The following is a 23,671-nucleotide window of genomic DNA, read 5'->3' as shown; positions in this document are numbered from 1 at the left end:
TGCTCCGTGGGTAGAGGGCCGGGTCAGCGGCGTCTGGCGGCCGAGCCCCGGTGGCGGACGCCCAGGGCGTGCAGGTGCTCCAGGGCGTCGAGGAGGACCGTGCGGTTGTACCAGGCGAGCCACCGGCCCGCCTGCGAGCCGAGGTCGCCGAGCGCCGTGCGCTGGGCCTCGGTGAGGGTGCGCACCCTGCGGTCGGGGTGTGCGGACATCATGCCGACGCAGACCCCGGCGGCGTTGGTGAGGGGCACGCTGTGCACGGCGACGGCGCCCGCCGCCAGGACGGCCCGGCGGGACGCCTCGTCGAAGACGGGGTCGGACTCCACGTCCTCGACGGTGACCAGGGTGACGTCGCGGGCGGCCAGCGAGCAGGCGGTGCCGTCGTCGCCGACGTGCGCGAAGAAGTCGACGAAGTCCTCGGACAGCCCGGTGTGCTGCTCCAGGCGCAGCCCGCCGCGCACCCGGTCGGGGAGCTGCACGTTGCCCATCCGGGTGTCGGTGACGGCGAGCAGCTGACTGAGCACCGCGCGCAGCACGGGTCCCTGGTGGGGGCCTTCGCCGTTGCCGCGTGGGGCCGACTCGAAGGTCAGCGGCGGGGCGGGCAGCCGGGCCCGGCGCGGGAACCACAGCGCGCCGTCGGCCGGGGAGTCCGGCGGCGGGGTGCGTACGACCGCCTCGACCAGCAGCCGCAGCCGGATGTTGTGCTGCTGGGAGGCGCGCTGGAGCAGGGCGAACGCGGATTCCCCGTCGGGGAGGTGGTAGCGCTCCTGGAGGATGCCCTGGGCCTGCGAGATCAGCGGGTGGGTGTGGGCGCGGGCGCGCAGGTGGCGGAGTTCGGACCGCAGGCGGTCGAGTTCGGTGGGCTCCGCCTGTTCCGAGTGGTGCGGCGGGTCGAGCCGGTCCGTCACAGGGTGTCCCTTCGGGTCGGGGGCGGTCGGTCGGGTCGGGGGTGGTGCGGGGGCCGGTGCGGTACGGCCTTCCAGCTCACCACACGGGGCGGTGGCGGCGGCTACCCGGGGCGTGGTGCCGGGCCGTGCGGGGACCGGCACGGTGTCGGCAAAGGGGGCTGCGGGGCGGGCGTAGCGTGGGCGTATGACTGTGTATGGATCCTTTCCCGGAGCCCGCCCGCGACGGCTGCGGACCACTCCCGCGATGCGGCGCATGGTGGCGGAGACGCGACTGCACCCGGCCGACCTGATCCTGCCCGCCTTCGTACGGGAGGGGATCAGCGAGCCCGTGGCGATCTCCGCCATGCCGGGGGTGTACCAGCACACGCTGGACACCCTGCGGAAGGCGGCGGCCGAGGCGGTGGACGCCGGAGTCTCCGGAATCATGCTCTTCGGTGTGCCCGCCGACGAGAACAAGGATGCGGCCGGAACGGCGGGTACCGACCCGGACGGCATCCTTCAGGTCGCGCTGCGCGCGGTGCGCGAGGAGGTCGGGGACGACCTGGTGGTGATGTCCGACCTGTGTCTGGACGAGTTCACCGACCACGGTCACTGCGGCGTGCTGGACGCGCAGGGGCGGGTCGACAACGACGCCACCCTGGAGCGGTACGCCGAGATGGCCCAGGTCCAGGCGGACGCGGGCGCCCATGTGGTCGGGCCGAGCGGGATGATGGACGGTCAGGTCGGTCTCATCCGAGACGCGTTGGACGGGATCGGGCGCGAGGACGTGTCGATCCTCGCGTACACGGCGAAGTATTCGAGCGCCTTCTACGGGCCGTTCCGGGAGGCCGTCGGGTCGTCGCTCCAGGGCGACCGCAAGACGTACCAGCAGGACCCGGCCAACTCCCGGGAGTCCCTGCGGGAGTTGGCGCTCGACCTGGCGGAGGGCGCGGACATGGTGATGGTCAAGCCCGCCGGTCCCTACCTCGACATCCTGGCGAAGGTCGCGGAGGGTGTGGACGTGCCCGTGGCCGCCTACCAGATCAGCGGCGAGTACGCGATGGTCGAGGCGGCGGCCGAGAAGGGCTGGATCGAGCGGGACCGGGCGATCACGGAGACCCTGACCGGGATCAAGCGGGCCGGGGCCCAGATGATCCTGACGTACTGGGCGGTGGAGGCGGCGCGGATGCTCCGGTAGCGGACGTGACGCGGGATCTCAGGTGAGTGCGGCGGCGTTGGAGTAGCCGCCCATGTAGTAGTCCACGGTGGCCCGTTCGCTGCACACCGACACCGTGCCGTGCTGCTGGAGGGCCTGGCAGAAGGCCATGTCCTCGGTGGTCTCCAGGATGCGCTGCCAGACGGAGAAATCGGTGGGGAAGGGGATGCGGCGGTGGGTGTCGCGGCGGACCAGGAGTTCGTTCGTGTCCACGCGGCTCAGGGTCCTGCCGTCCACCACGCGCATGGCGTCGCGCACCACCGCCGACCCCGGCACGAAGACGCCCTGCTCGACCAGGGTGGCGTAGGAGGCGGCGCGTCTGCCCGGGACGGGATGCCAGGGGTCTTCGCCGTCGGGTACGAAGTCGGAGCCGTCGCTCTGGCGCAAGTGCCGCCAGCTGTAGGCGACTTCGGACTCCTCGTCGGCTTCGAGCGCGGCCACCAGGGTGCGCAGGTGGTCGGGGTGGTAGGCGTTGTCGTCGTCGAGGTGGGCGACGTAATCGCCGTGTGCGCGGACGATGCCGAGATTGCGGAGACGGGAGAGCCGGGCGGGCAGGTAGTCCGACGGCAGGTCCGGGAACGCGTCGGGCGTCACGTTGAGGAACTCGGCGTGCGGGAAGCGCGCGCGGAGTGTGCGCAGCGCCTCGGGGTCGGCCAGGTGGGGGCAGTCGTCGCCGACCACCACGTGCTGGACGGCGACGCCTTCCTGGCGGGCGACCGAGGCGAGTGCGCGGGTCAGCAGGTGCGGTCGCCCCTTGGTGGGGGTGACGACGGTGACGGCCGGGGGTGCGGTCCTGGCGGAGGGCATGGGTTCTCTCCTGGGAAGTGATTGGGGGCGTATCAGGGGCGGGGCGCCGGAGCCGACAGGACGAGGGAGGCGTTGTTCCCGGAGAACCCGAAGCTGTTGACGAGCACATGGCGGGCCTGCGGTACGGCGAGCGGCCCGACCGGTGCGACCAGGCGTTCGGGCAGCTCCAGGGGGGTGCGCAGGCCGGGGGTGCCCGGTACGGTCCGCTCGCGCAGGAAGCCGACGGCCGCGGTGACGCCGGCGAACGCGGAGGCGTGCAGCAGGTGACCCACCGAGCCCTTGTGGGAGCTGACGGGTACGCCGTTCCAGCCGAGTTCGCCCGCGATGTCGCCGAGCGCGGCCACCTCGGCGCCGTCACCCTGCGGCGTCCCCGTGGCGTGCGCCTGAACGTGGTCGACGGGCGGTTCCCCCGCGTCGCGCAGGGCGGCGCGCATGCAGTCGCGGACCGACCGCAGCTCCGATGCGGCGGCCCCCTCGCCGTCCACCAGGCAGGCGGCCCCGCTCAGCAGCGCCTTCGGCGGCCTGCCCCGGGCCGCCGCGTGCCCGGCGCTCTCCAGGACGAACGCGCCGCCGCCCTCGCCGACCGTGACCCCGTCCCGCTCGCTGTCCAGCGGTCTGGCGCCCGTCGGGCTCAAGGCCCTGACGACGTCCATGCTCGCGTACTCGTAGCGGTTGAGGGCGCTGGCTCCCACCACGAGCGCGCACGGGCCGAGGCCCGCGAGCAGCCAGTCGCGGGCGAGGGCCGCGCCGAACGCCGCGGACGCGCAGGCGTGCGACAGGTGCGTCACGGTCACCGTCCGCCGAGGGGTGCCGATCGCGTCGAGCAGCGCCGACGGCGAAGGGCCGGTGAAGTCGTCCCCTGCCGCGCCGGAGTCGAACGGCGGCGCCGGCGCCTGGGAGACCACCACCAGCAGGGACCCCGGAGGCAGCCGGTCGAGTCCGGCGTCGGCGAGAGCCTGCCTGGCCGCTTCGGACGCGAGGTGCGCCTTGCGTCGGCCGGCCGGAACGGGGCAGGCGGAGAAGGGGACTTCGGCGACCACGCCACTGCGGTAGTCGCCCTCGAAACGGGTGAGCGGCCCCAGTGCGCGCCGGCCGTCCAGCAGCCCCCGCCAGAAGGCGTCGGGTCCGCTGCCGAGCGCCGTCACCAGACCGAGGCCCGTCAACGCCACCGGGGGCGTGAGCGCGGGGGCCACGGGTATCGGGGCAATGAGCGCCGGGGCCACGGGCGTCGGGGGCACGGGCGTCGGGGTCATGAGGCCACGCCCTCGGCGGCCAGGGCCCGCAGGCGTACCCGGTCGGGCTTGCCCGCGCCGGTCCTCGGCAGCTCGGCCATGATCCGTACGGTACGGGGACGCATGTGCGGCGGCAGCAGGTTCCGGCAGGTCTCGGCGACGCGACGGCGGGTGGCGGCCGCGTCGGGCTGCGCGCTCTCGGCGAACGCGCAGATCGTGTCCCCCCGGTCCCCGCGGCGTACGCCGACCACGGCCGCGTCCAGCACACCGGACGCCGTGCGCACCGCGTCCTCGACCACGGCCGGGGCGACGGTCTCCCCGTTGACGACGAGGATCTCCTTGAGGCGGCCGGTCACGCTCAGCCAGCCGTCGTCGGCGAGCGTGCCGCTGTCGCCGGTGCGCAGCCAGCCGTCCTCGGTGAAGGCCGCCCGGGAGATCCCCGTGTCGGGGCAGCCCTCGGCGTCGAGATAGCCGAGCATCTGGCTCGGGCTCAGCAGCTGGATCTCCCGGGACTCCGGGGAGATCCGGGCCCTGACGCCGTCCAGCAGCCTGCCCACCGTCGCGGGCCGCAGCAGGCCGGGAGCGTTCAGCGCCACGTTCGGGCCCGCCTCGGACAGGCCGTAGCCGTCGTGGAGCGGGGCGCCGACCACGGAGAGGAACTCGTCGTTCAGGGCCGGGCCGAGCACGTCGCCGCCGCACCCTCGGATGCGCAGCCCGCGCAGGGCCCGCGCCACGGACGCGTCCCGCGCGGCGGCGGCCAGCAGGACGCGGTACATGGCGGGAACGCCGTCCAGCGAGGTGATGCCCGCACGGGCCGTCAGCTCCAGTACGCGCGCGGGCCGGAAGGCGGACTCGACGTACAGGTGCGCCCCCGTGTGCCGCCACACGCGCAGCACGCTGAAACCGTAGGCGTGGGACAGCGGCAGCGGCAGGAGCAGCCGGTCCTCGTCCGTGACGGCCAGGCGGGCGGCCGTGGCCGACCCCTGGAAGCGCAGCGCGGGCCGAGACAGCACCACGGCCTTCGGGTCGCCCGAGCTGCCGGAGGTCCAGAACACGGCCCCGGCCTCGGCGGGCAGCTCGACCGGCCGGCCGGCCGACGCGGTGACCAGCGGCTGTCCCGTACGGGTGGCGTGCACGGTCGCCGCCACCGCGATCCGCCGGGGCGGGCGGGAACCCGCGAACAGCAGGGGCGCGCCAAGGCGTTCGGCGGCCAGCGCCGAGACCACCGTGGCCAGGGGGTGGTCACCGGTGAGGGCGAAGGGCCGCCCTTGGCCCACGCCAGCGGCGCGCAGGTGTGCGGCGGTGCGGGTGACCAGGGCGGACAGCTCGTGCGGCGCCACCCGCTCCCCGTCGATCGTCAGACGGGCCCGGGACAGGGGGAGCCGCGTCATGAGGGCCGCGCTCCGGGTGACCGGGGGGCGGAGGCCGATGCGGGTGCGGCGGTCGCGGGTGTGCCGGGGGTGTGTTCCTCGGGGGTTCCCAGCAGGCCGCGCACTCCGACGGGGACGTCCCCGTCGTCCACCGGCACCGTGATGACGGCGGTCCTGCCGTCCGCCGTGACCTTCGCGGCCTCGGCGAGGGCCGCCCGGAGCTCGCCCGTCGTGGTGACCACCGTCGTCCAGCCGCCCGAGGCCAGTACGGCTGCCGGGCCGAGCGACGGTGCCCGGAACCGGGTCGCCCCGATGTCCGCTCCGGCAGTCGTCCGCAGGAGGCGGGGCCAGCCGTACCCCTGGTTGTCCAGGACCAGCACGGTGATGCCGCAGCGCTGTTCCGCCGCGGTCGCCAGGGCCGACGTACTCATCTCCAGGGCGCCGTCCCCGCAGACGAGGACCGTCCGGCGGGCCGGATCGGCCACCGCGGCCCCCACTGCGGCCGGCAGTCCGAAGCCCACCATGGTCTGCTCTCCCGGCACGATCACCCGGGTGTCCTCGCCGACGGTCAGCACGGGGAAGTGGTAGCCCCACATGTCGTGCAGCCCGTTCTCCTGCACCACGGTCGTCGGCGCGTCGAAGGTCTCCTGAAGCAGACCCAGCGCCGAGCGGACCGTCAGCGCCGCGTCCGGGTCCGGGGCTGCGTCCGGGGCTGCGTCCTGGTCCGCGTCGACGCCGGGGCTCGCGTACCTCCTGGCCATTTCCTCCCGTACCGAGGAGACGTGCGCGGCACGCCCGGTCGTGGCTTCGGGCGAGGGAACCAGTCCTTCCAGGAGCTGGTCGAGGACGACACCGGCGTCGCCGAGCAGCGCCACGGCCGGTTCCAGTGCGGCCAGGAAGGCGTCGGGCGTGGCGTCGATGTGGATCAGGCGCTTGGAGCCGAAACTGTCCCAGCCCATCCGCGCGGTCTCCTCCAGGCGCGAACCGACAGCGACGACCACGTCGGCATCGGCGAGCAGACCGTCGGCAGGGGGCGTCGTGTACAGCCCCACCAGACCGCAGGCCAGAGGGTGTTGCTCGTCGAAGGCGCCGCGCCCGGCGGCGGTGGTGAACACGGGTGCGCCGAGCGCTTCGGCCAGCCGCCGCAGACCGGCGTGCGCGTGCGGCGTCGCACAGCCGCCCCCGGCGAGCAGGACGGGCAGGCGTGCGGTGGTGAGCAGTTCCCGGGCCGCTCGTACGTCTTCGGGTGCTGCGGCGCTGCGGAGCCTGCGCACGGGGCCCTGTGCGGCCGGGGGTTCGACGGTGGCGTGCAGCACCTCGTGGGCGATCTCGACGAGGACCACGCCGGGGCTGCCGTTGACCGCCAGGTGCACCGCGCGGCGCAGCGCCCACACCAGCTGCTGGGGCCGCTCCACCAGAAAACGCCACTTGGTCAGGGACGCGGCCATGCCGGCCTGGTCGGTGTACTGGAAGGCACCCCTGCCGATCTCGTCGACGGGAACGCGCGTGGTGACCACGACGATCGGCGCGCCCAGGGACGACGCTTCCAGCAGGCCGGTCAGGGTGTTGGCGAAGCTCGGTCCCGACTCCACCGCGAGGACCGCGGGGCGGCCCGTGCTCGTCGCGTGGCCGATGGCGGCGCAGGCGCCGACGCGCTGGTCGCGTACGCCGATGACGCGCATCCGGTCCTGTGCCTCGGCTGCGTCCATGAGTCCGGGCTCGTCCGAGGGGAGCCCGATGACCACGTCGCAGCCGGCGTCCGCGAGGGCGGTGGCGGCCACGTGCCAGGGAGGGGATTGAGTCACTTTTCCTGTCCGTACGGTTGGGGGAGCTGGTGGGCGCGGGGCGTGGGGTGTCGGTGGTGGGCGCGGGACAGGGTGCTGCGTGCCCAGAGGCCGGGCGGTACCCCGGCGGGGGCGGCCGGGGGTGTGGCCGAGGCCGGGGGGCCCGGGCGCAGGCGGGTGGCCAGGGCCCAGAAGGCGCCGGTCCGGTCGTCCCGCAGGACTTCGCAGACGTACGCCGAAGGGACCCGGCCCGCCTTCACCAGGCCCAGGCCCAGTGCGAGGGCGGTCGCCCCGCCGTCCTGTGGCGTGCTCGTCGCGTAGCAGGGGCCCCTCCAGCCGGTCCGCGCGGTGAACTGCTGGAGCAGGCCCACCGGTTCGAGGGCGACCGAGTCGGAGGGGCGCAGTCGGCGCGCAGGGTCCTCGCAGCGGTCGACGAACTGACCGGCCGCGAAGCGGCAGTACGCGTCGACGTCCAGGATCACCGGGGGCCCCGGCTCTCCCGAGCGGTACTCGTCCGCCTCGGTGAGCGCCACGAGAGCCTGGCTCACCGCCTCCACGGCGTCCGGGTCGGCCACCAGCCGCCGGGCCTTGGCCGAGGCGGGCGGTTGGCCGGCGCCGGGCGGCCCGCCGCGGGCCACCGGAGGGTGCAGTACGACGGTCACGGGCGCGGTCCCGGGCGACGGAACGGTCACGGTCACGGGCGCGGTCGTACGACCGGACCGCGACCGGCGCGGGCCGCCTCGGCGGACAGCAGGAGCGGGCGCGCTTGGATTTCACCGGAGCGGCGGACGTTTCCGGCCCGGGGGCCGTGGCCGCCGAAGGGGCGGTTTCCGTCCTCCACGTCGAAGGTGATCTGGTTCTCGCACACCGTGCTGGTCGCTATGCGGGGCCCGGAAAGGCCGGGTTCACCGAAAGTCGACACGTACATTCCGCGTTCCCGCTCCTCCGGGGTGTGCAGCCACTCCACGATCTGCGCGGGATCCTCGTATTCCATCGTCAGCAGGACGGGCGAGAAGAACTCCGGCGGATGGAAGGAGCCGTTCCACGGCATGTGGAGGAGTGTCGGCTCCACGATGTTCCGTGCGACATCGGTGCCGCCGCCGACGACGACGAATTCCCGGTGTTCGGTGAGGAAGCTGTCGGCGTCGGCCACCGCGTCCGGATAGACGAGAGCGGAGACCCTGGTGCGGGGATCGCGCCGGTCGGCGACCGCGACCGTACGCAGGGAATCGGCGAGCCGTGACGTGACCTCGTGCGCGATCGACCGGTGGACGAACACGATGTCGGAACACAGGCAGTCCTGGCCCGAGTTGTACAGCCGGGCGTCGAGCACGGTCCGGCACACGGTGTCCAGATCGCTGTCGGGCCCCAGCACCACGGGGTTGGGGCCGGAGCCGAAGGACAGCAGCAGGGACTCCCGGGGCAGCCGCCGCGCCACGTGCTCCGCGTTGTCGGGCTGTCCCGTGAAGACCACGGCGTCCGACAGCGCGCACTCGTCGAGGAACTCGCGCTGGGACACCCGACGCATGTCGATGTTCCCGCCCCACTCGCGGACCGCCGGGCCGAGGATCTCGTGCACCGCCATGGCGGTCTCCGCCACCCGGGCCGACGGCCTGATCAGGACGCGGTCCGTGTACAGCGAGGGAACGACGCCGAACAGCACGTACGAGTACAGGAGATTGTTCGACGGCAGGAACGTGGCGAGCCTGCCGAGGCGGCCCGGCACGGTCCGCGACAGCTCCCACGGCGCACCGGCCAGGACTCTCAGGGACCTGAAGAACTCGTCCCGTGCGGCCTGGTGGGTGGCCACCCGGGTCAGGACGGACATCAGCTCTTCCTGCCTGTGCAGCAAGAGCCGCGACAGCGCCATGACTGTCTCTTCGGCCGCCGGAAGAGGACTACCTGTTGAGGTCGTGTCCGGTTTCCGGTCGATGACACCACTGAACATCCGAGTTGCCTTCCCTCTGCCCGGCGAATGGGCCTTTCGTCGACCTTCCAACAGGAGCGACGGCGAACGCATCTCCTGATGTGCCCTGTTGAAGGGAAATGCCGTGGGGGGCGGCGCATGCGTACGGAAGTTGAGAACAAGGCACTTTCGGAGAAGGCCGGGCAAGGGGCGGCGAGTAGCGTGATTCGCGTGGAACACTCGGAAACTCTGGAATTCCGGTTCAGCGAATTCATTTCCCTGGTGGAGGTCGACCGGGGAGTCCTGCTGGCCCACGGTCCGCTCATGCAGCGCATCGTCCTCGACGAGGAATTGGCCGCACCCGTACGGGAATTGCGGCAGACCCGGTTCACGGCCGCCGCGTTCTCCAAGGCGTACGACGCACCCGAAGCGGGCCGCACCCTGTTCGCCTCGCTCCGCGAGCGCGGTCTGGTGGTCCCCGTCGACGCCGACGAGGCGGAACTGGTCCGCGCGACGGCCCGTCCCGGGCCCTTGGCGACCCGTGACCGCAGCGTCTCGGCGTGGCCGACGGCGCGGTACGGCACGGCCCCCCGGCTGACGGCCCAGGAACTGCGCACGGCCCACCGGGACGGCCGCGACGGCCTCGCCCCGCTCACGGTGCTGCTCCTCGGCGGCTGCGTCACGCAGTTCGCCGAGGCCCCGCTCACCGAACGCGGCCTGGCGCGGGGCAAGGACGTGCGGACCGTGCACGAGTGGCCGGGCTCGGCCGCCCAGACGGCCCGCAGCATCGCCCGTACGGAACCGGACCTGACGGTGTACCAAGCCGGGGTGCAGCCCTTCCTCACGGCGCTGTGGGACCGGGCGCACCTGATCGACGCCGCCGAACGCGCCAGGCTGCTGGGCCTGATGAAGAGCGCGCTGTCGGTGAACATCTCGGCCCTGGCCCGGGCGCTGGAGGGCCGGCTCGGGCTGGTGCACAACTTCGGCCCGCCCGCCCTGTCGCCCTTCGGCCGGTTCGACTTCGCCGAGGAGTACGGCATGCGGCGGCTCACCGCCGAGCTCAACGCCCACATCGACCACTGCGTGCGGCGCCACTCGCACCTGGCCGTCGTGGACGAGGAGAGGCTCGTACGGATGTACGGCGCCCCCGCGCTCTTCGACGACCTGCACTACCCCTTCGCGCACCACGGGGGCTCGCTGGACCCGGAGCGCGAGGACGCGCACCAACTCCCGGCCCTGGGGGAGGCGTTGGCGGACGAGTACCTGGCGTTGCACGCCGTCCACCGGGGCGAGGACATCGTGAAGTGCGTCGTCGTGGACCTCGACAACACGCTGTGGCCCGGCATCGCGGCGGACGACGGCTTCGGCTGGCTCGACACGGACGCCACCAGCCGGTGGGTGCACCTCGGGCTGCACCAGGCCCTGTCCGTGCTGAAGTCGCGCGGGATCCTCCTGGCCACGTGCAGCAAGGGTGACGAGAAGGCCACCCTGGACGTGTGGCGCGCCTCGGGCGGCAGGCAGCTCCTGGACCCCGACGACTTCGTGCTGCACCGCATCAACTGGCAGCCCAAGTCGGCCAACGTCGCGGAGATCTGCGCGCGTCTCGGCTTCGATCCGAGCCAGGTGATGTTCCTGGACGACCACCCGGTCGAACGCGCGGAAGTGGCCCACGCCCTTCCCTCCGTACGGGTGGTGGACGCGCCCGTGCACGCCTTCCGCAGTCGGCTGCTGACGGACCCGGCGCTCGAAGTGCGTGCGCCCACGGAGGCGGCGCGCCGCCGCGCGGGGACGACCAGGGCCATGCTGGCGCGCGACGAGCTCGCGGTGGGCGTGGACCGCGAGGAGTTCCTGTCGTCGCTGGGGATCGGTCTGAGCGTGACCGAGGAGACAGAGTCCGGAGCGGACCTGGAGCGCGTCGCCGAACTGTTCAACAGGACCAACCAGTTCACGACGACGGGCCGCCGTACGACGGCGGAGGAGCTGGCCCGGCACCTCGGGGCCCCGGACACCCGGCTGTACACGGCGCAGGTGTCCGACCGGTTCACGGACTACGGCCTCGTCGGCGCGTGTCTGATCGAGGGCGGCGACGGCAGCGGCGCTGGCGGCTCCGGCGACGGCACCGGAGACAGCCGTTCCAGCGACGGCACCGGAGACAGCCGTTCCGGCGACGGCACCGGCACCCTTGTCGTCGACGCGTTCGCCCTGAGCTGCCGTGTCATCGGGCTCGACGTGGCCGTGCCGTTCCTCGCCTCGGCCCTCGACGACGCCGCTCGCGGCCGGTCCCTGGCGGGAGCGCGCGGTCGCGTCGTCGTGACCGCGCGGAACACCCCGGCGCAGGACCTGTACCCCGACGCGGGATTCGAGCCCGCCCCCGTACACCCGTCGGCGGACCGCCCCGCAGCGCCTTCCCCGCCGTCCGAACGGCACTACGTCCTCGCCGACCCGCGCCGACTGCGTGCCGCGCGGGGCGCGGCCGTCACGGTCACCGTCACCGTCCGCCAGAACCCCACCGAACCCTCCCAACCACCCGCAGAAAAAGAGGACTTGACATGAGAGCAGTTGTCACCGGCGGGGCAGGATTCGTCGGTTCCCATCTGTGCGAACGGCTCGTGGCGCTCGGCCACGACGTGGTCTGCGTGGACAACTTCGCCACCGGCCGACGGGAGAACGTCGCCCACCTGCTCGACGGTCCCCGATTCAGCCTCGTCGTGCAGGACGTGTCCGAAGGACTGGAGGTACCGGGCGAGGTGGACGCACTCTTCCACCTCGCCTCCCCCGCCTCGCCCGCCGACTATCTGCGCCTCCCCGTCGAGACGCTGAAGGTGGGCTCGCTGGGCACCCTGAACGCACTCGAACTCGCCCGGACCACGGGCGCGCGCTTCCTGGTCTCCTCCACCTCCGAGGTCTACGGCGACCCCGAGGTCCACCCGCAGCCCGAGGGGTACTGGGGGAACGTCAACCCGATCGGCCCCCGCTCCGTCTACGACGAGGCCAAGCGCTTCGGCGAGGCGGCCACCATGGCGTACCGCAGGACGTACGGCGTGGCCACCACCATCGTGCGCATCTTCAACACGTACGGTCCCAGGATGCGCGCCGACGACGGCCGTGCGGTGCCTGCCTTCATCACCCAGGCGCTCGCCGGTGAGCCGTTGACGGTCACCGGCGACGGCGCGCAGACCCGCTCGCTGTGTTACGTCGACGACCTCGTCGAGGGTCTGATCACGGCCCTGGAGCAGGGCCACCCCGGTCCCGTGAACCTGGGCAACCCGGAAGAGGTGACGATGCGTCAACTCGCGCTCACCGTACGGGATGCCTGCGATTCGGAGAGTCCCCTGTCGTTCGTTCCACGCCCCGAGGACGACCCGCAGGTGCGACGCCCGGACATCTCCCGGGCGACCGCCGAACTCGGCTGGGCCCCCCGTACGGAGCTGCGGGAGGGGCTGCGCAGGACCGTCGCATGGTTCCGCCCGACGGCGGCGGACGGCTCTACGGCGCACCGGCCCGAACCCGAGCCGCAGCACGCCCACCCCGAGCCGCGGCACGCCCGTCCCGAGCCGCAGCACCCCCGACGCGAAATGGCGGCAGCCCGATGACCGTGATCCCTTCCCACCTCACCCTGCGGCCCACGGCCGACGTCCCCCTGGAGGCACTGGTCCGGCTCGTCCGGTCCTACGAGGAGCGGCTGACCGGCGAAGCCAGGTGCACCGCCGATGCCGTGCAGCGGGAGACCGGCCATCCCGGGTACGACGCACATCACAACAGCTGGTGCCTGACCGGCCCCGACGGCGAAGCCGTCGCCTGGGCCGGCCTGACCGTCCGGGGCGTCGACTCGGTCGACTGCGCCCTGACCGTCCTGCCGGGGCCCCACGCGCAGGACGCCGCCGGCGCCCTGCTCGCCAGGCTGGGGGAGCGGGTCGCCGGACTCGAACGCGAGCGGGGCACCCCGCTCACCGTGACGTTCGGCGGGATCTTCGAAGGCGACGAGGCAGCCGTCAACGCCCTGGAGCGGGCGGGCTTTCGCCGCGAGTCCAGTCAGTACACCTGGGACGTGGACCTGGGCGCCGAGCCGATACCGGTCCGGCTCCCCAGGAACGGCGTCGTGCGTCCGCTCACCGCCACGGACCTGCCCGCACTGCACGCGCTGCATCTGCGCCACCGGGGCGGGACGTTCAAGACGGCGGACTACGAGGCGTTCCGCCGTCGCGTCGAAGCGGTGTGCGCGGCGGCACAGCGGGACGCCGCCGTCGCGCTGGTCCTTGAGGTGGCCGGGCAGCCGACCGGTTATGTCCTCGTACGCACGGAGGACGGCGACGCCCAGTTCCTGGACACCTCCGTCGCGCCGTCCGCCCGGGGTACGGGCGTGGGCCTGGCCCTCGTACTGTCCGCGACGGCCGCGCTCCGCGAGCTCGGCTGCCGGCGCGCGACGCTGGCCCTGACCTCGGCCGACCCGGTGGAGCAGCAGGGTCTGCGCGGTCTGCTCGCGGTGACGCGGGAGCTGGCCGTACTGCGCTTCGCGCGGCAGCCCGGCGGCCCGGCGTGAGGCGGACGCCGGGCTGCCGGGCGCGTGAGTCCCGAAGCGGTCAGTTGGCCCAGGGCAGGGCCACCCGCACGGCCGCGTGCGCACCGTGTCCGCCGCGTCCGTACGTGTGCGGGTCGGGCAGCGCTGTCAGGACCGGAGGGTCGAGCTCGCCGAACGGCCGTAGCGCGACGTCCGCAGGCAGCAGGGCGATGCCGCCCGTGGTGACCGGGCCGTAGCTGCCCACGTACGCGGGGGCGTCGTCGTCCGCCACGGAGGTACGGCGCTCCGCGCCGGGCAGCGAGTCGGCCAGGACGTACCAGGTGCCGACGGGCACCTCGGCGATGGAGAAGGGACCCGGCCGGTCCAGGACGACCTGGCGTACGGGAAGTCCCTGGTGCGTCGGCGTCGGGAAGAGGCCGACGCGACAGGGGCCGAACGCCTCGGTGGCGTCCGGGGCGGGAAGCAGTACCCGGCCGTGCAGTACCGAATTCTTCGCGGCGGGATGCCGGGAGTCCACATGTCGGACAGAACTCCGTACCGTCGAATGCCGCGCGGGGGAGAAAGAAGCCGTGCCCCCGTCGGTGAAAGGAACAAATCCACCGGCCGCGCGGAACTCTCTCGGCGACAGCCCCACGCACTCCTTGAAGCGCGTACTGAACGTCCCCACACTGCTGTAGCCGACCTGGGCGCTAATGTCCGCGACGCCGAATCCCGTGGTCCTCAGCAGGCGCTTGGCCTCCTGCAACCGCAGTGCGGACAGGAATCGGCCCGGGGAGAGCCCCGTCACGTCACGGAAGAGCCGGGTGAAATGGAACTTGCTGAACATCGCCGCGGCGGCCATCTCGTCGACGGTCCATTCCCGCCCGGTGTCGGCGCGCATGTCGCGTATCACCCGGCGGACGGCATTCGTGCTGGCTGTGGTGGGCACCGCTCCCCCTCGTTGGGCTGACCCGGAAGGACCTGGACGCTGCCGCGCGGTCCGGATGTGAGTGACCCACATCATTGCCAGCCGAAGTCCGAGGAGGTGATAGTGGCGGGCACCGGCTTGTTCTGGGCCGATTCGAGGTGGGTCGACGTGTCCGTTTCCGTGCCGCCCGCGAAGGCGAGCAACGGGAGGAAGCAGGCGATGACAAGACCGGTCATGAGTGTTTTGACGCGCTTCATGGATCTCCCCCAGAGTCACTTACCGCTTGGAATCACCGGCCCATTTCCTGGCCGTGTGAATATCTTCGATCAGGCATGAGGGGGGCACCAGGTCTTACCGGTGACACAAACTGGCGCTGACACTTTTATGTCTGCGGCGGAATCGGGAGCCGCAGAAGCGAGCAGTCGGCCAGGTTCCAGGTGCTCTGGGGGTGGTTGCCGAGCTGGACGCCCGACCACAGCGTGCGCGCGTAGGACAGGGCCGCCGACTCGTCGTCCGCCCGGAGGAACAGGACTCCTCGGGCGCTGCCCCGGGCGAGGTGTACCCGTACGTGCTCCAGTCGCCCGGCGCGCCGGGCGTCCTGCCGCAGCAGCGTCGATCGCAGTTCCTCCTCGGTCGTGGGCCGGAGGGGCGGTGCGAAGATCCAGACGACAGAGACAAGAAGCATCACGTGTCTCCTCCTGGGGCGGGGGCCCTGGCCGGGTTCGGGGCCGACAGGGGGAGGAACAGGGCGAGGAAGGGGGGAACGTGCTGCACATCTGGGAGGTGGGAGATGCCACCGACGCCGTCTACCGGGAGATGATCCGGTGTCCGGGCATCGACGTCGCGGGCCTGTGTGCCCGGCTCGGGCTGCCGGAGACGGACGTACGCAGCTCCTTGGACCGGCTGGCCGACTCCGCGCTGATACGGGCTTCCTGGGACACGGCGGACCAGGCACCCCCGGCGCATCCGGTGCACTCGGCGGACCCGGTGCACCCGGCACCCCCGGCGCATCCGGTGCACTCGGCGGACCCGGTGCACCCGGCACCCCCGGCGCATCCGGTGCACCCGGCGGACCCGGTGCACCCGGCGCATCCCGTGCACCCGGCGGACCCGGTGCGCCCGGCGCATCCGGTGCGTCCCGCGGACGCGATGCAGCCGGTGAGCCCGCGCCTCGGCTTCCAGGCGCTCCTGGCCAGGAAACAGGCGGAGATCGCCGTCCAGCAGCAGGCACTGGAGGAGACCCGGCTCAAGATGTCGTCGCTGATCGACGACTACGTCGCCGAGTACACCGAGGCGAGGGGCACCGGGCTGGAGCGGCTGCACGGCCTGTCCGCGGTCCGGATGCGTCTCGAAGAGCTTGCCGCCAGGACCGAGTACGAGTCGCTGTCCTTCGCGCCGGGCGGCCCGCAGACCCCGGACAACAGATCGTCGAGCACACCCCTCCTCAGGGAACTCCTGGCGCGCTCGGTCTCCGTGAAGACGGTCTACCTCGACAGCATCCGCAACGACCCGGACACCGTCCGGCACGCGCGGTGGCTGGACGACAACGGGGGCGAGATCCGCACCGTCCCGCACCTGCCCTTCCGGATGCAGATCGTCGACCGTAAGGCGGCGCTGGTCCCCCTGCACCTGGAGGAGTCCGCGCAAGGGGCGCTGCTCATCGAGGAACCGTCGGTGGTGTCGATCCTGTGCGCCCTCTTCGACATGGTCTGGACGGCCGCCGCTGCCCTGAGCTCCGACGCGGGGGTGACCGAGGGGGTCTCGCCGCAGGAGCGCGAGCTGCTGCGGCTGCTGGCCCAGGGGCTCACGGACGAGGCCGTCGCCCGCAAGCTGGGTGTCTCCCTGCGGACCGAACGCAGGATGCTCACCAGGGTCTCCGAACACCTCAATGCCCAGAGCCGTTTCCAACTGGGGCAACGGGCGGTGGAAGCGGGCCTTCTCTGAGGTCACCCGCGCGTGGCCGGGCGGGCGTGCGCGCGGGCGGCCGGTGTGGCGTCCGCGCCGACGGCCGGTCCGGAGTCCACGCGGGCGGCCATGAGGTCCGTGGTCCGGGCGTCCCACGCGTGGATGCGGGCGACGTGCTGCCGGCAGAGTGCGTGCGCCTCGGCCGACCAGGACCGGCTGTTCAGGTGGACGGTGCGCGCGAGCGCCATGATCGCGTCGGACGACTCCCGCAGGAGGCGCGCCAGTTCGCGGTCCCGGCCGGACGCGTGCGGCGAGTCGGCCCGCGCCGCTTCCCCTTCGAGTACGGCCGCCAGCAGTCGGCGGTCACCCGCGACCTGCCGTTGCAGGGGGCCCGCCACCCGCTGTCGCAGCATGCGGGGGCTACCCGCCAGTTCCTCGATGACTCCGGGCAGGGCCCGTAGGCCCGCGAGCCCTTCCTCCGGCCCGGCGGGTTCCCGCAACTGGCGCACGGAGCGAGCCAGCAGTGCGGTCAACTCCGCCTCCCAACCGGCAAGTTCACCGGTCCCCTCCGGTGCGGGGGCGGCTGTTTCCCAGACGAGTATGGTCCCTCCCGCCATCCCCTGCCGCAGTTCCTCGGCGGGCATGGTGCCCCGGTGGTCCGTGAACGCGGCGCGCCGGTGGTCGTTGCGGTCCGCGATCCACGCCGTGCCGTCGTCGAGCCGGTGCACGAGGAAGGTGTGGGGGTAGCCCACGAAGGGCACCCGGTAGAACTCCGAGTGCCGCATGCCCGACAGGTCGGGGGACACGGGCACCGCGTGGCCCCGGTCGAGTTCCCGGGTGATCCGGTGGAGGGCGGCGGCCCCGTCGGTGGGCATCGTGACCCAGGAGGCCGTGAGGCCGCGCTGGAAGACCGGCTCGTGGTAGTCCGTGTCGATGCCGCCGTAGAGGGTGAGCACGTTTCCGTCCGCGTCCCGCTCCACGACGAAGTTCAGGGCCTGGGCCAGCGCTCGTACGGTGTCCCGGTGCCCGGCGGCGTACAGCGCGTCGCGCAGGCAGTGGAGCCAGCACGACAGCCGGGCGTGCGGGAGGTCCTCCACCATGTCGAGCTCGGGGCCGAGAAAGGGGAACGGCTCCCGGGCGGCCGGGGCGGCCGGGGCGTCCCCGGCCGCCAGGACGGCGGGGCTCACCGTGCGGCTCCGGCCGTGGGGGCGGGGGTCTTGGCGCGGGGCTCGGAGGCGAGTTGTACGGCGAGGACGAGTACGGGTGCCGCCATCACCAGCCCGACGAGGACGGCGCTCCAGCCCACCCCGAGCAGCACGGCCGCGCCGCCGAGGGTCGTGCCGCCCACGAGGAACACGTCGGACAGGGGCACGAGCATGGCGTAGTAGCGCCCGTTGAGCTCCACCGGCAGCCGCTTCTGCACTTCGGCGAAGTACACCACCGAGGCCACGGACTCGAACACCCCGGCCACGAACAGCAGCCCGATGGCGACGGCGGCGTCACCGGTGAGGCACAGCGCGACCCAGCACCCGCCTTCGAGGGCGTTGCCGAGGACGTAGACGACGCCCTGGTTCCAGCCGCGGAACCTGGCCGCCACCACCGCCCCGACGGCACCGCCGAGCCCCATCGCGGCGAGCAGGTAACCGAGCATCCCGGGGACGCCTGCGAAGTTCTCCAGCGCGTACGAGGCCAGGAAGGTGCGCCCGAGCCCCAGCGCGATCATGTACGTGAACGCCGTGACCGTCAGCGAGGCGAGGCGGGAGTCGCCCCGCACCATGCGCACCAGCCCGGTGGCTCCCTGTCCCAGCGAACGTGCCCAGGACAGCAGCCAGTTGGACCGTACGGCGGCCTTCGGCGTCGAGGGCGCGGAGGAGGTCGCGGCGGTGCCGGGCAGTCGGCGGACCAGGAGCAGGGCGGCGGCGACGGCGGTGGCCGCCTCCACGCAGAACAGCCAGTTCACGCCGAGCCCCGCCGTGATGAGACCGGCCAGGGCCGGGCCGAGCAGCTTGGGGATGCGCTCGGCGGACACGATGAGCCCGTTGCCCTCCAGCTCGCTGCCTTCGGGGATGACCCGGGGGCGCAGCGCCATGGTGGCGGGGAAGCTGAACATGTAGCCGAACCCGATGGTCAGAGCCAGGAGTTGGATCTGCCACATGGCCCCCGCGAGGGGGAAGAGAAGGGCGATGACGCCACTGCCCAGGGCGGCCAGCGCGGCCACCTTGCGCGGATCGTGACGGTCGACCATCTGGCCCGCGATCGGCCCGAGGAGGATGTTGGGCAGGAACCGCGCGGCCAGCGTCGCGCCGACCTCAAGGCCCAGGCCGTAACGCTGCATCACCAGCAGCGGAAGGCCCACTGTGGTCATGGCGGAGCCGAGTTCCAGCACGAACAGCGAGCCGATCAGGCGCAGTGCGCCCGGGGCCCGCAGGATCCCCGCGAAGCCGCCCCCGGGGCGGCGGTCCTCTCCGGAGCCCTTTCCGGAGCTCTTTCCGGAGCCCTCTCCGGAACCCTCTCCCGAACCGGCGGTTTCCCCGTCGCCGCGCACGGCTTCGCGCTGGTCGTCGGGGGCTTCGTCTACCTCTGTGTGCGCGGCCATGCGTTTCCTTTGGGGTGTCCTTCGTGCTGTCCTTCGGAGCGGTGCGCCGTCCTACGCGGTGGCTGCGGCCGGTGCGCGCAGCACCGCGTCCTGAGCCGCCCTGCACTTCGCGAGGACGTGCGCGGTGAAGTCGTGGTCCATGTCCAACTGGCGCATCCGTACCGAGACGGTGTGCAGGATCTCCTCGGCCGCGCGCGAGGTCGCCGCCGTCTGGTCGGGGGTCCGGCCGGGCGCGAGCCCGACGACGGCGGCCAGCGGCATACCGGTCTCGATGACCTCGTGGATGGGCTCCGCAAACCCCTCCCGCACGCCGTGGCGCAGTGCGTGCAGCCCAAAGCTGACGTGCCGGGACTCGTCACGCGTCATGGCGGTGAAGCCGGCGCGGGTGCCGGGGAGCAGGGGAATGCGCTGGAGGCTGCGGACCAGCCCGCGCTGCCCGTGCAGGGCGAGTACGCCCTCGGTGATCAGGTGGAAGAAGGCGACGGCGCGCAGCCAGGTCGCGTAGTCGCGGGGAGAGCGGTACAGGTCCCGCAGGATCGCGTTCTCCGTGGAGTGCACCGCGCGGTGGGCCGGGCTCAGCCGCGACCAGGACGTGATGAGCTGGTCGCGCGTGCTCGCGGACATTCCGAGGAGTTCCTCGGAGAGGCGGCTGACGAAAACGGTGTGCCGGGATTCGTCCGCGGCCTGTGTGCCGAGATAGACGAGGGAATCCTCGTCGGGGCAGCCCGCGAGGATCGGCGTAATGAGATCGAGGCCGGTGTATTCACCCACCAGGAAACTCTGGATGAAATACGTCAGCCTTTCCTTGGTGCGGGGACTGAGCACTCTGTCCCAGTGATTCCGATCGCGTTCGAGGTCGATGTCGGACGCGGCCCACTGCTGACGTTCCCACCTCCGGTACAGCTCCCGTGCGTCGAACCGGCGCTCCAGGGTGTCGGAGGCACCGCGCAGCAGGTCCTCCGCGCCGAGCAGGGACAGCTGGTCAAGATCAGAATCGTCGAACAGCAGTGTCGACCACCGCATGCCGGTTCCCTCCCCGGGAATCGCGCCGGATTCGCCCACCGCCCGGCGCCCTTGCCTGCGTGCGGCAGGGCGCCGGGTGATCGACCGCCAGGCGGTGCTTAGGCCATCTTGCCCATGATGAGCTCCTCGATCTCCGAGGCCACAGCCTCGAAGAGGCCGTCGTTGGAGCCCTTGAGGCCCTCGACCCAGGCTTCGAACGCAACCGCGTCGTCGGTGGTCGGAGCTGCGGAGCCGGTCTCGGCGACGATGCGCTGCTGAATGTCCGTGCTGAGTGCAGTGGCCATGCCAGCACCCCTTTCCAGTCGGTTAATGCATATCGATGAATTGCCGGTTCCCGAGGAGCCGCTGTGCGATTCACTGGGTGTTTCGCTGTGCGGCTTCTTCGCGTTCCGATGACTGAATGTTGTCACCCGCGCAGGACGCACGGCATCTCCCAAACTGCTCTCCGGGAAAGGAATTGCCGAAGGGGTGGCGGGCGGTCGGAGTGCGGCCGTTCACCGGGTGAAGTGCGGGCGGCCGACGGAGCACGCCTGGCTGTACGGTCGGAGGAGCGCGGCAGCCGTCCCGCCCGGCAGGACCCGGCCAACTCCCGGGAGACGGGAAGGGCGGGTGAGCGGTGATGACCGGCTGGACACCGGCCCAGCGTGCGCTGGCGCGTTCGTACACCACGGGGGGCGGGGAAGTCAGCTTCGCGGTGCGCGAGCTGACCATCGATCATCAGGGGCGCGACGACGTGACCCTGACCTACCGGCTCGACGTCAGCGGGACGGACTTCGAGAGTGAGTCGTGGATCGTCACCCTGCCCTGGGGCGACAAGTCCTTCCTGGACGTGCTGACCGCGCCCGCGCCCGACCCGGAGCGTCTGGCGCAACTCGTGCATCTCGTAAGGGCCCTGCTGGAGGAGTGGTGGGACACGAAGGGGTACGACCGGCGGGCGGCGAAGAGGGGACGGCGCTGCACGTGAGCAGCCCCGATGACGGGAGTGGCCCCGGCGGAAGACCTTCCGCCGGGGCCACTCCCGTCAGGGCGGCGAGAGGGAGGCGGCTCAGAGGCTGCTGACGTCGTCCAGTGAGGACTGCCAGAAGGAGACGCGGATGCTCCCGTCGATGTAGACGCCCTTGGCGGGGAGGGCCGTCGGGGCGAAGCCGTCGAGGTTGCGGTGGTCCATGTCGTAGAAGCCGATGGAGAGGGATGTGGCCGTGTAGCCGGGGTCCGGGGTGCCCGTGGGGGAGGAGAGCTTCACGGCGGCGTAACCGCTCTCGCCGGGCTTCAGGCTGACGACGGCCTGCGGCTGGGTGTCCTTCATCGACGGGGGTACGGACTGCGCGCCTTCGAAGCGGACGACCGGCGCGTAGAAGAGGTCGCAGAGCTTCGAGCCCGTGTTGGTGGCCGTGAGGATCATGGTGTTGAGGGGGCGGCTCACGACCTGGGCGGTGACCTTGATGCGGGAGGCGTCGCAGCGGGCGCGGTTCGCGGGGGCGTGGGGGTCGTCGGTCCTGCCGCCGGAGCTGGTGCTGCCCTTGCCGGTGGTGGACCCGGAGTTCGTGCCGCTGCTCGTGCCCTTGTCGGTGTGCCGGCCGCCGGTGGTGCTCTTGCCGGTCGAGCCCGTCTGGGTGTCCTGCTGCGAACCGCCTCCGGCCGTGCCGGACGCGGCGGGCTTGCCGTCGGCGGAAGGGGAGGACGTACGGGCGGGACCCGCGTCCTTCGAACCGTCACCGTTCTGACAGGCGGTCAGGGAGAGGGTGGCGACGAGGGCGACCGAGGCGGCGGCGAAGAGGCGGGAACGGCGGGCGGTGCGTGCGGACATGGCGGTCTCGCTTCTGTGCGTGGGGCGGGGCGGAGTGAGCGGGCCGCTCGACCGGGTGCCGGGAGCGGCGTGCTTTGATGCCCAGAGCTTGTACGAGGAGGCGTCCCGGCCGCCAGGATTGCCGGGGAAGTCGGGACGGTGGAACGCTCGTACTGGCTCTGACCTGCGGTGATGCGGTGTGCCTGGAACGCCGGGATGGGATGGGGAGCGGTGTCCGAGACGGAGGGAACGGTTCGGCTCGCGGAGGCTCTGCGCGAGCTGAAGGGGCGTTCGGGGCTCAGCTACGGAGTGCTGGCCAAGCGGCTCCACTTGAGTGCGTCCACGCTTCACCGGTACTGCAACGGGGACGCCGTACCGACGGAGTTCGCGCCGGTGGAGCGGCTGGCGAGACTGTGCGGGGCGACGCCGGACGAGATGGTGCGGGTGCACCGGCTGTGGATTCTGGCGGACGCGGGGCGGGGGAAGAGGGCCGTGCCGGGGGCGGAAGCCGCGACCGTACGGGATGAGTCCGTGTCGACGTCCGGAACGGCTGAGTCCGCACCGACGCCCGCCCCGACGCCTGCACTTGCGGAGCCCGCGCCTGCGGAGCCCGTATCGCCGGATCCCGTGCAGGAGCCCCAGCCCCAGCCCCCGGCGGACCACGACTCCGCCCCCCTCGTCTCCTCCGTCGGCGGGGGGTCCGACCACGCACCCGCCCCCGCTCCCAAGCGGCGCCGGAATGCCCTGATCGGCGCCGCGACCGTTCTCGCGGTCGCCGCCTCCGCCGTGCTCGTCACCCAGCTGACCGGCGCGGGCCCCGGCCACGACGGCGCTTCCGGCGGGCGACCCGTCAGCGCCCGGTCGCCCGCCGGGCCCACTGCCGGATCAGGCGCGGACGCCGGAGGTCCTGTCACGTCCCCGCCCGCCGGAATCACCCCGTCCGGTTCCCGTCCCTCGACCCCGGCGGACACCGGCACCGGCAGCAAGGGGGCCACCGGCGACGACAAGGCGGACCGAAACGGCCAGGAGGGCAAGGAAGGGCAACAGGGGCAGGGGAGTTCCGCCGCCGTGCCCTTCTCCGCAGCCGTCCGGCCCTTCGTGTACGAGAGCCCGTGCAGCCAGTACTTCCTGGTGGACAGCCCGCCGGACAAGGTCTCCCCACCGCCGAGCGAGCAGGACGCCCCCGGCTGGGCCGCCTCGTTCAAAGCCGTATCCGCCGACGACCAACTCGTCGCGCTCACCCTCCAGGGGCGGTCCGAGGAGACCGTCGTACTGGAGGCGCTGCACGTGCGCGTCGTACGCAGCGGGGCACCGCTGCCCTGGAACCGGTACGCCGCCGGGGTCGGCTGCGGCGGCGACGTCGACACCAAGTCGTTCACGGTGGACCTCGACGCGGGGCGGCCCACCCCGACCCCGCACGCCGGGCAGCGCGGTTTCCCGTACAAGATCAGTGAGAAGGACCCCGAGGTCTTCTACGTGAAGGCGCGGGCCCGCGCGCACGACGTCAGCTGGTACCTGGAACTGGAGTGGTCCAGCGGCGACCGGCACGGCGTGCAGCGGATCGACGACCACGGGAAGCCGTTCCGCACGAGCGGTTCGGAGGGCCGCCCCCTCTTCAACCACCCGCTCGGCAGCTCGGCGTGGGAGAAGCCGCTCGACGAGAGCGGGTGAGGGCGGGGCCGCGAGCGGGAAACGGCACGTGCCCCCTGCCCGGCGACCGGGCGGGGGGCACGTTT

General features: G+C 72.5%; 22 protein-coding genes. 7 read left to right on the top strand and 15 right to left on the bottom strand.

Annotated elements, in window-relative coordinates; all coding sequences use genetic code 11:
* Window positions 1-23: 23 nt before the first annotated feature.
* Entirely contained in the window at window positions 24-905 is an 882-nt protein-coding gene (locus OG897_RS26815) for an ANTAR domain-containing protein (protein ID WP_266660146.1), read from the bottom strand.
* Between the two features lie 184 nt (window positions 906-1,089).
* On the opposite strand from OG897_RS26815, the gene hemB reads away from it, so the two are divergent.
* Window positions 1,090-2,082: a porphobilinogen synthase gene (gene hemB / locus OG897_RS26810; protein WP_266660144.1), complete on the top strand. Its 993-nt coding sequence runs from the start codon at window positions 1,090-1,092 to the stop codon at window positions 2,080-2,082.
* An 18-nt stretch (window positions 2,083-2,100) separates the two neighbouring features.
* Here the strand turns inward: hemB and OG897_RS26805 are convergent, their stop codons facing one another.
* From OG897_RS26805 to OG897_RS26780, 6 genes are read right to left on the bottom strand one after another with little or no spacing between them, the layout of a single operon-like run.
* Window positions 2,101-2,907, bottom strand: coding sequence for a glycosyltransferase family 2 protein (locus OG897_RS26805; protein ID WP_266660142.1), 807 nt, complete (start codon window positions 2,905-2,907; stop codon window positions 2,101-2,103).
* A 32-nt stretch (window positions 2,908-2,939) separates the two neighbouring features.
* Window positions 2,940-4,160: a beta-ketoacyl synthase N-terminal-like domain-containing protein gene (locus OG897_RS26800; protein WP_266660140.1), complete on the bottom strand. Its 1,221-nt coding sequence runs from the start codon at window positions 4,158-4,160 to the stop codon at window positions 2,940-2,942.
* A complete protein-coding gene (locus OG897_RS26795) occupies window positions 4,157-5,530 on the bottom strand; it encodes a class I adenylate-forming enzyme family protein (RefSeq protein WP_266660138.1) in 1,374 nt (457 codons plus the stop codon). The genes OG897_RS26800 and OG897_RS26795 overlap by 4 nt, the downstream gene beginning before the upstream one ends.
* On the bottom strand, window positions 5,527-7,314 hold the full coding sequence (locus OG897_RS26790) for a thiamine pyrophosphate-binding protein (RefSeq protein WP_266660136.1): 1,788 nt from the start codon (window positions 7,312-7,314) through the stop codon (window positions 5,527-5,529). Before OG897_RS26790 ends, OG897_RS26795 begins: the two co-directional genes overlap by 4 nt.
* A complete protein-coding gene (locus tag OG897_RS26785) occupies window positions 7,311-7,991 on the bottom strand; it encodes a hypothetical protein (RefSeq protein WP_266660134.1) in 681 nt (226 codons plus the stop codon). The genes OG897_RS26790 and OG897_RS26785 overlap by 4 nt, the downstream gene beginning before the upstream one ends.
* The gene (locus OG897_RS26780) at window positions 7,988-9,121 is read right to left on the bottom strand and encodes an aldehyde dehydrogenase family protein (protein ID WP_266660132.1); all 1,134 of its coding nucleotides are present in this window, start codon (window positions 9,119-9,121) and stop codon (window positions 7,988-7,990) included. The genes OG897_RS26785 and OG897_RS26780 overlap by 4 nt, the downstream gene beginning before the upstream one ends.
* Before the next feature lie 309 nt (window positions 9,122-9,430).
* Here OG897_RS26780 and OG897_RS26775 point away from each other — a divergent pair, with 309 nt between their 5' ends.
* From OG897_RS26775 to OG897_RS26765, 3 genes are read left to right on the top strand one after another with little or no spacing between them, the layout of a single operon-like run.
* Window positions 9,431-11,752 (top strand): HAD-IIIC family phosphatase, encoded by a 2,322-nt coding sequence (locus OG897_RS26775; protein WP_266660130.1) that lies wholly within the window; start codon window positions 9,431-9,433, stop codon window positions 11,750-11,752.
* On the top strand, window positions 11,749-12,792 hold the full coding sequence (locus OG897_RS26770; protein WP_266660128.1) for a UDP-glucuronic acid decarboxylase family protein: 1,044 nt from the start codon (window positions 11,749-11,751) through the stop codon (window positions 12,790-12,792). Before OG897_RS26775 ends, OG897_RS26770 begins: the two co-directional genes overlap by 4 nt.
* A complete protein-coding gene (locus OG897_RS26765; protein ID WP_266660126.1) occupies window positions 12,789-13,739 on the top strand; it encodes a GNAT family N-acetyltransferase in 951 nt (316 codons plus the stop codon). Before OG897_RS26770 ends, OG897_RS26765 begins: the two co-directional genes overlap by 4 nt.
* Before the next feature lie 40 nt (window positions 13,740-13,779).
* Here the strand turns inward: OG897_RS26765 and OG897_RS26760 are convergent, their stop codons facing one another.
* From OG897_RS26760 to OG897_RS26750, 3 genes are all read right to left on the bottom strand, one after another.
* Entirely contained in the window at window positions 13,780-14,646 is an 867-nt protein-coding gene (locus tag OG897_RS26760) for a helix-turn-helix transcriptional regulator (RefSeq protein WP_266660124.1), read from the bottom strand.
* Between the two features lie 71 nt (window positions 14,647-14,717).
* Entirely contained in the window at window positions 14,718-14,882 is a 165-nt protein-coding gene (locus OG897_RS26755; protein ID WP_266660122.1) for a hypothetical protein, read from the bottom strand.
* A 125-nt stretch (window positions 14,883-15,007) separates the two neighbouring features.
* Window positions 15,008-15,310 carry a hypothetical protein gene (locus OG897_RS26750; protein WP_266660120.1) on the bottom strand — a complete coding sequence of 101 codons (303 nt, stop codon included), beginning with the start codon at window positions 15,308-15,310 and terminating at the stop codon, window positions 15,008-15,010.
* Window positions 15,311-15,390: 80 nt separating this feature from the next.
* Here OG897_RS26750 and OG897_RS26745 point away from each other — a divergent pair, with 80 nt between their 5' ends.
* Window positions 15,391-16,569, top strand: coding sequence for a LuxR C-terminal-related transcriptional regulator (locus tag OG897_RS26745; protein ID WP_266660118.1), 1,179 nt, complete (start codon window positions 15,391-15,393; stop codon window positions 16,567-16,569).
* Window positions 16,570-16,571: 2 nt separating this feature from the next.
* Here OG897_RS26745 and OG897_RS26740 read toward each other — a convergent pair whose 3' ends face one another.
* The 4 genes from OG897_RS26740 to OG897_RS26725 form a co-directional block, all read right to left on the bottom strand.
* The gene (locus OG897_RS26740; RefSeq protein ID WP_266660116.1) at window positions 16,572-17,717 is read right to left on the bottom strand and encodes a hypothetical protein; all 1,146 of its coding nucleotides are present in this window, start codon (window positions 17,715-17,717) and stop codon (window positions 16,572-16,574) included.
* Window positions 17,714-19,126 (bottom strand): MFS transporter, encoded by a 1,413-nt coding sequence (locus tag OG897_RS26735; RefSeq protein ID WP_266660114.1) that lies wholly within the window; start codon window positions 19,124-19,126, stop codon window positions 17,714-17,716. Before OG897_RS26735 ends, OG897_RS26740 begins: the two co-directional genes overlap by 4 nt.
* Before the next feature lie 51 nt (window positions 19,127-19,177).
* Window positions 19,178-20,149: a ribonucleotide-diphosphate reductase subunit beta gene (locus tag OG897_RS26730; RefSeq protein ID WP_266660112.1), complete on the bottom strand. Its 972-nt coding sequence runs from the start codon at window positions 20,147-20,149 to the stop codon at window positions 19,178-19,180.
* Window positions 20,150-20,247: 98 nt separating this feature from the next.
* Complete coding sequence (locus OG897_RS26725; RefSeq protein WP_266660110.1) at window positions 20,248-20,433, bottom strand: hypothetical protein; 186 nt, start codon at window positions 20,431-20,433, stop codon at window positions 20,248-20,250.
* Between the two features lie 335 nt (window positions 20,434-20,768).
* Between OG897_RS26725 and OG897_RS26720 the strand changes: the two genes are divergently transcribed.
* Complete coding sequence (locus OG897_RS26720) at window positions 20,769-21,113, top strand: hypothetical protein (protein ID WP_266660108.1); 345 nt, start codon at window positions 20,769-20,771, stop codon at window positions 21,111-21,113.
* Window positions 21,114-21,194: 81 nt separating this feature from the next.
* Here OG897_RS26720 and OG897_RS26715 read toward each other — a convergent pair whose 3' ends face one another.
* Window positions 21,195-21,956 carry a DUF4232 domain-containing protein gene (locus OG897_RS26715; protein ID WP_266660106.1) on the bottom strand — a complete coding sequence of 254 codons (762 nt, stop codon included), beginning with the start codon at window positions 21,954-21,956 and terminating at the stop codon, window positions 21,195-21,197.
* Between the two features lie 210 nt (window positions 21,957-22,166).
* Between OG897_RS26715 and OG897_RS26710 the strand changes: the two genes are divergently transcribed.
* Window positions 22,167-23,606 carry a transcriptional regulator gene (locus tag OG897_RS26710; protein WP_266660104.1) on the top strand — a complete coding sequence of 480 codons (1,440 nt, stop codon included), beginning with the start codon at window positions 22,167-22,169 and terminating at the stop codon, window positions 23,604-23,606.
* Window positions 23,607-23,671 lie beyond the last annotated feature (65 nt).

It is taken from the genome of Streptomyces sp. NBC_00237, assembly GCF_026342435.1.
In the GTDB taxonomy this organism is placed as follows: domain Bacteria; phylum Actinomycetota; class Actinomycetes; order Streptomycetales; family Streptomycetaceae; genus Streptomyces.
The sequence above is the reverse complement of the archived record's forward strand: the minus strand, read 5'-3'. Positions and strand labels throughout refer to the sequence as shown.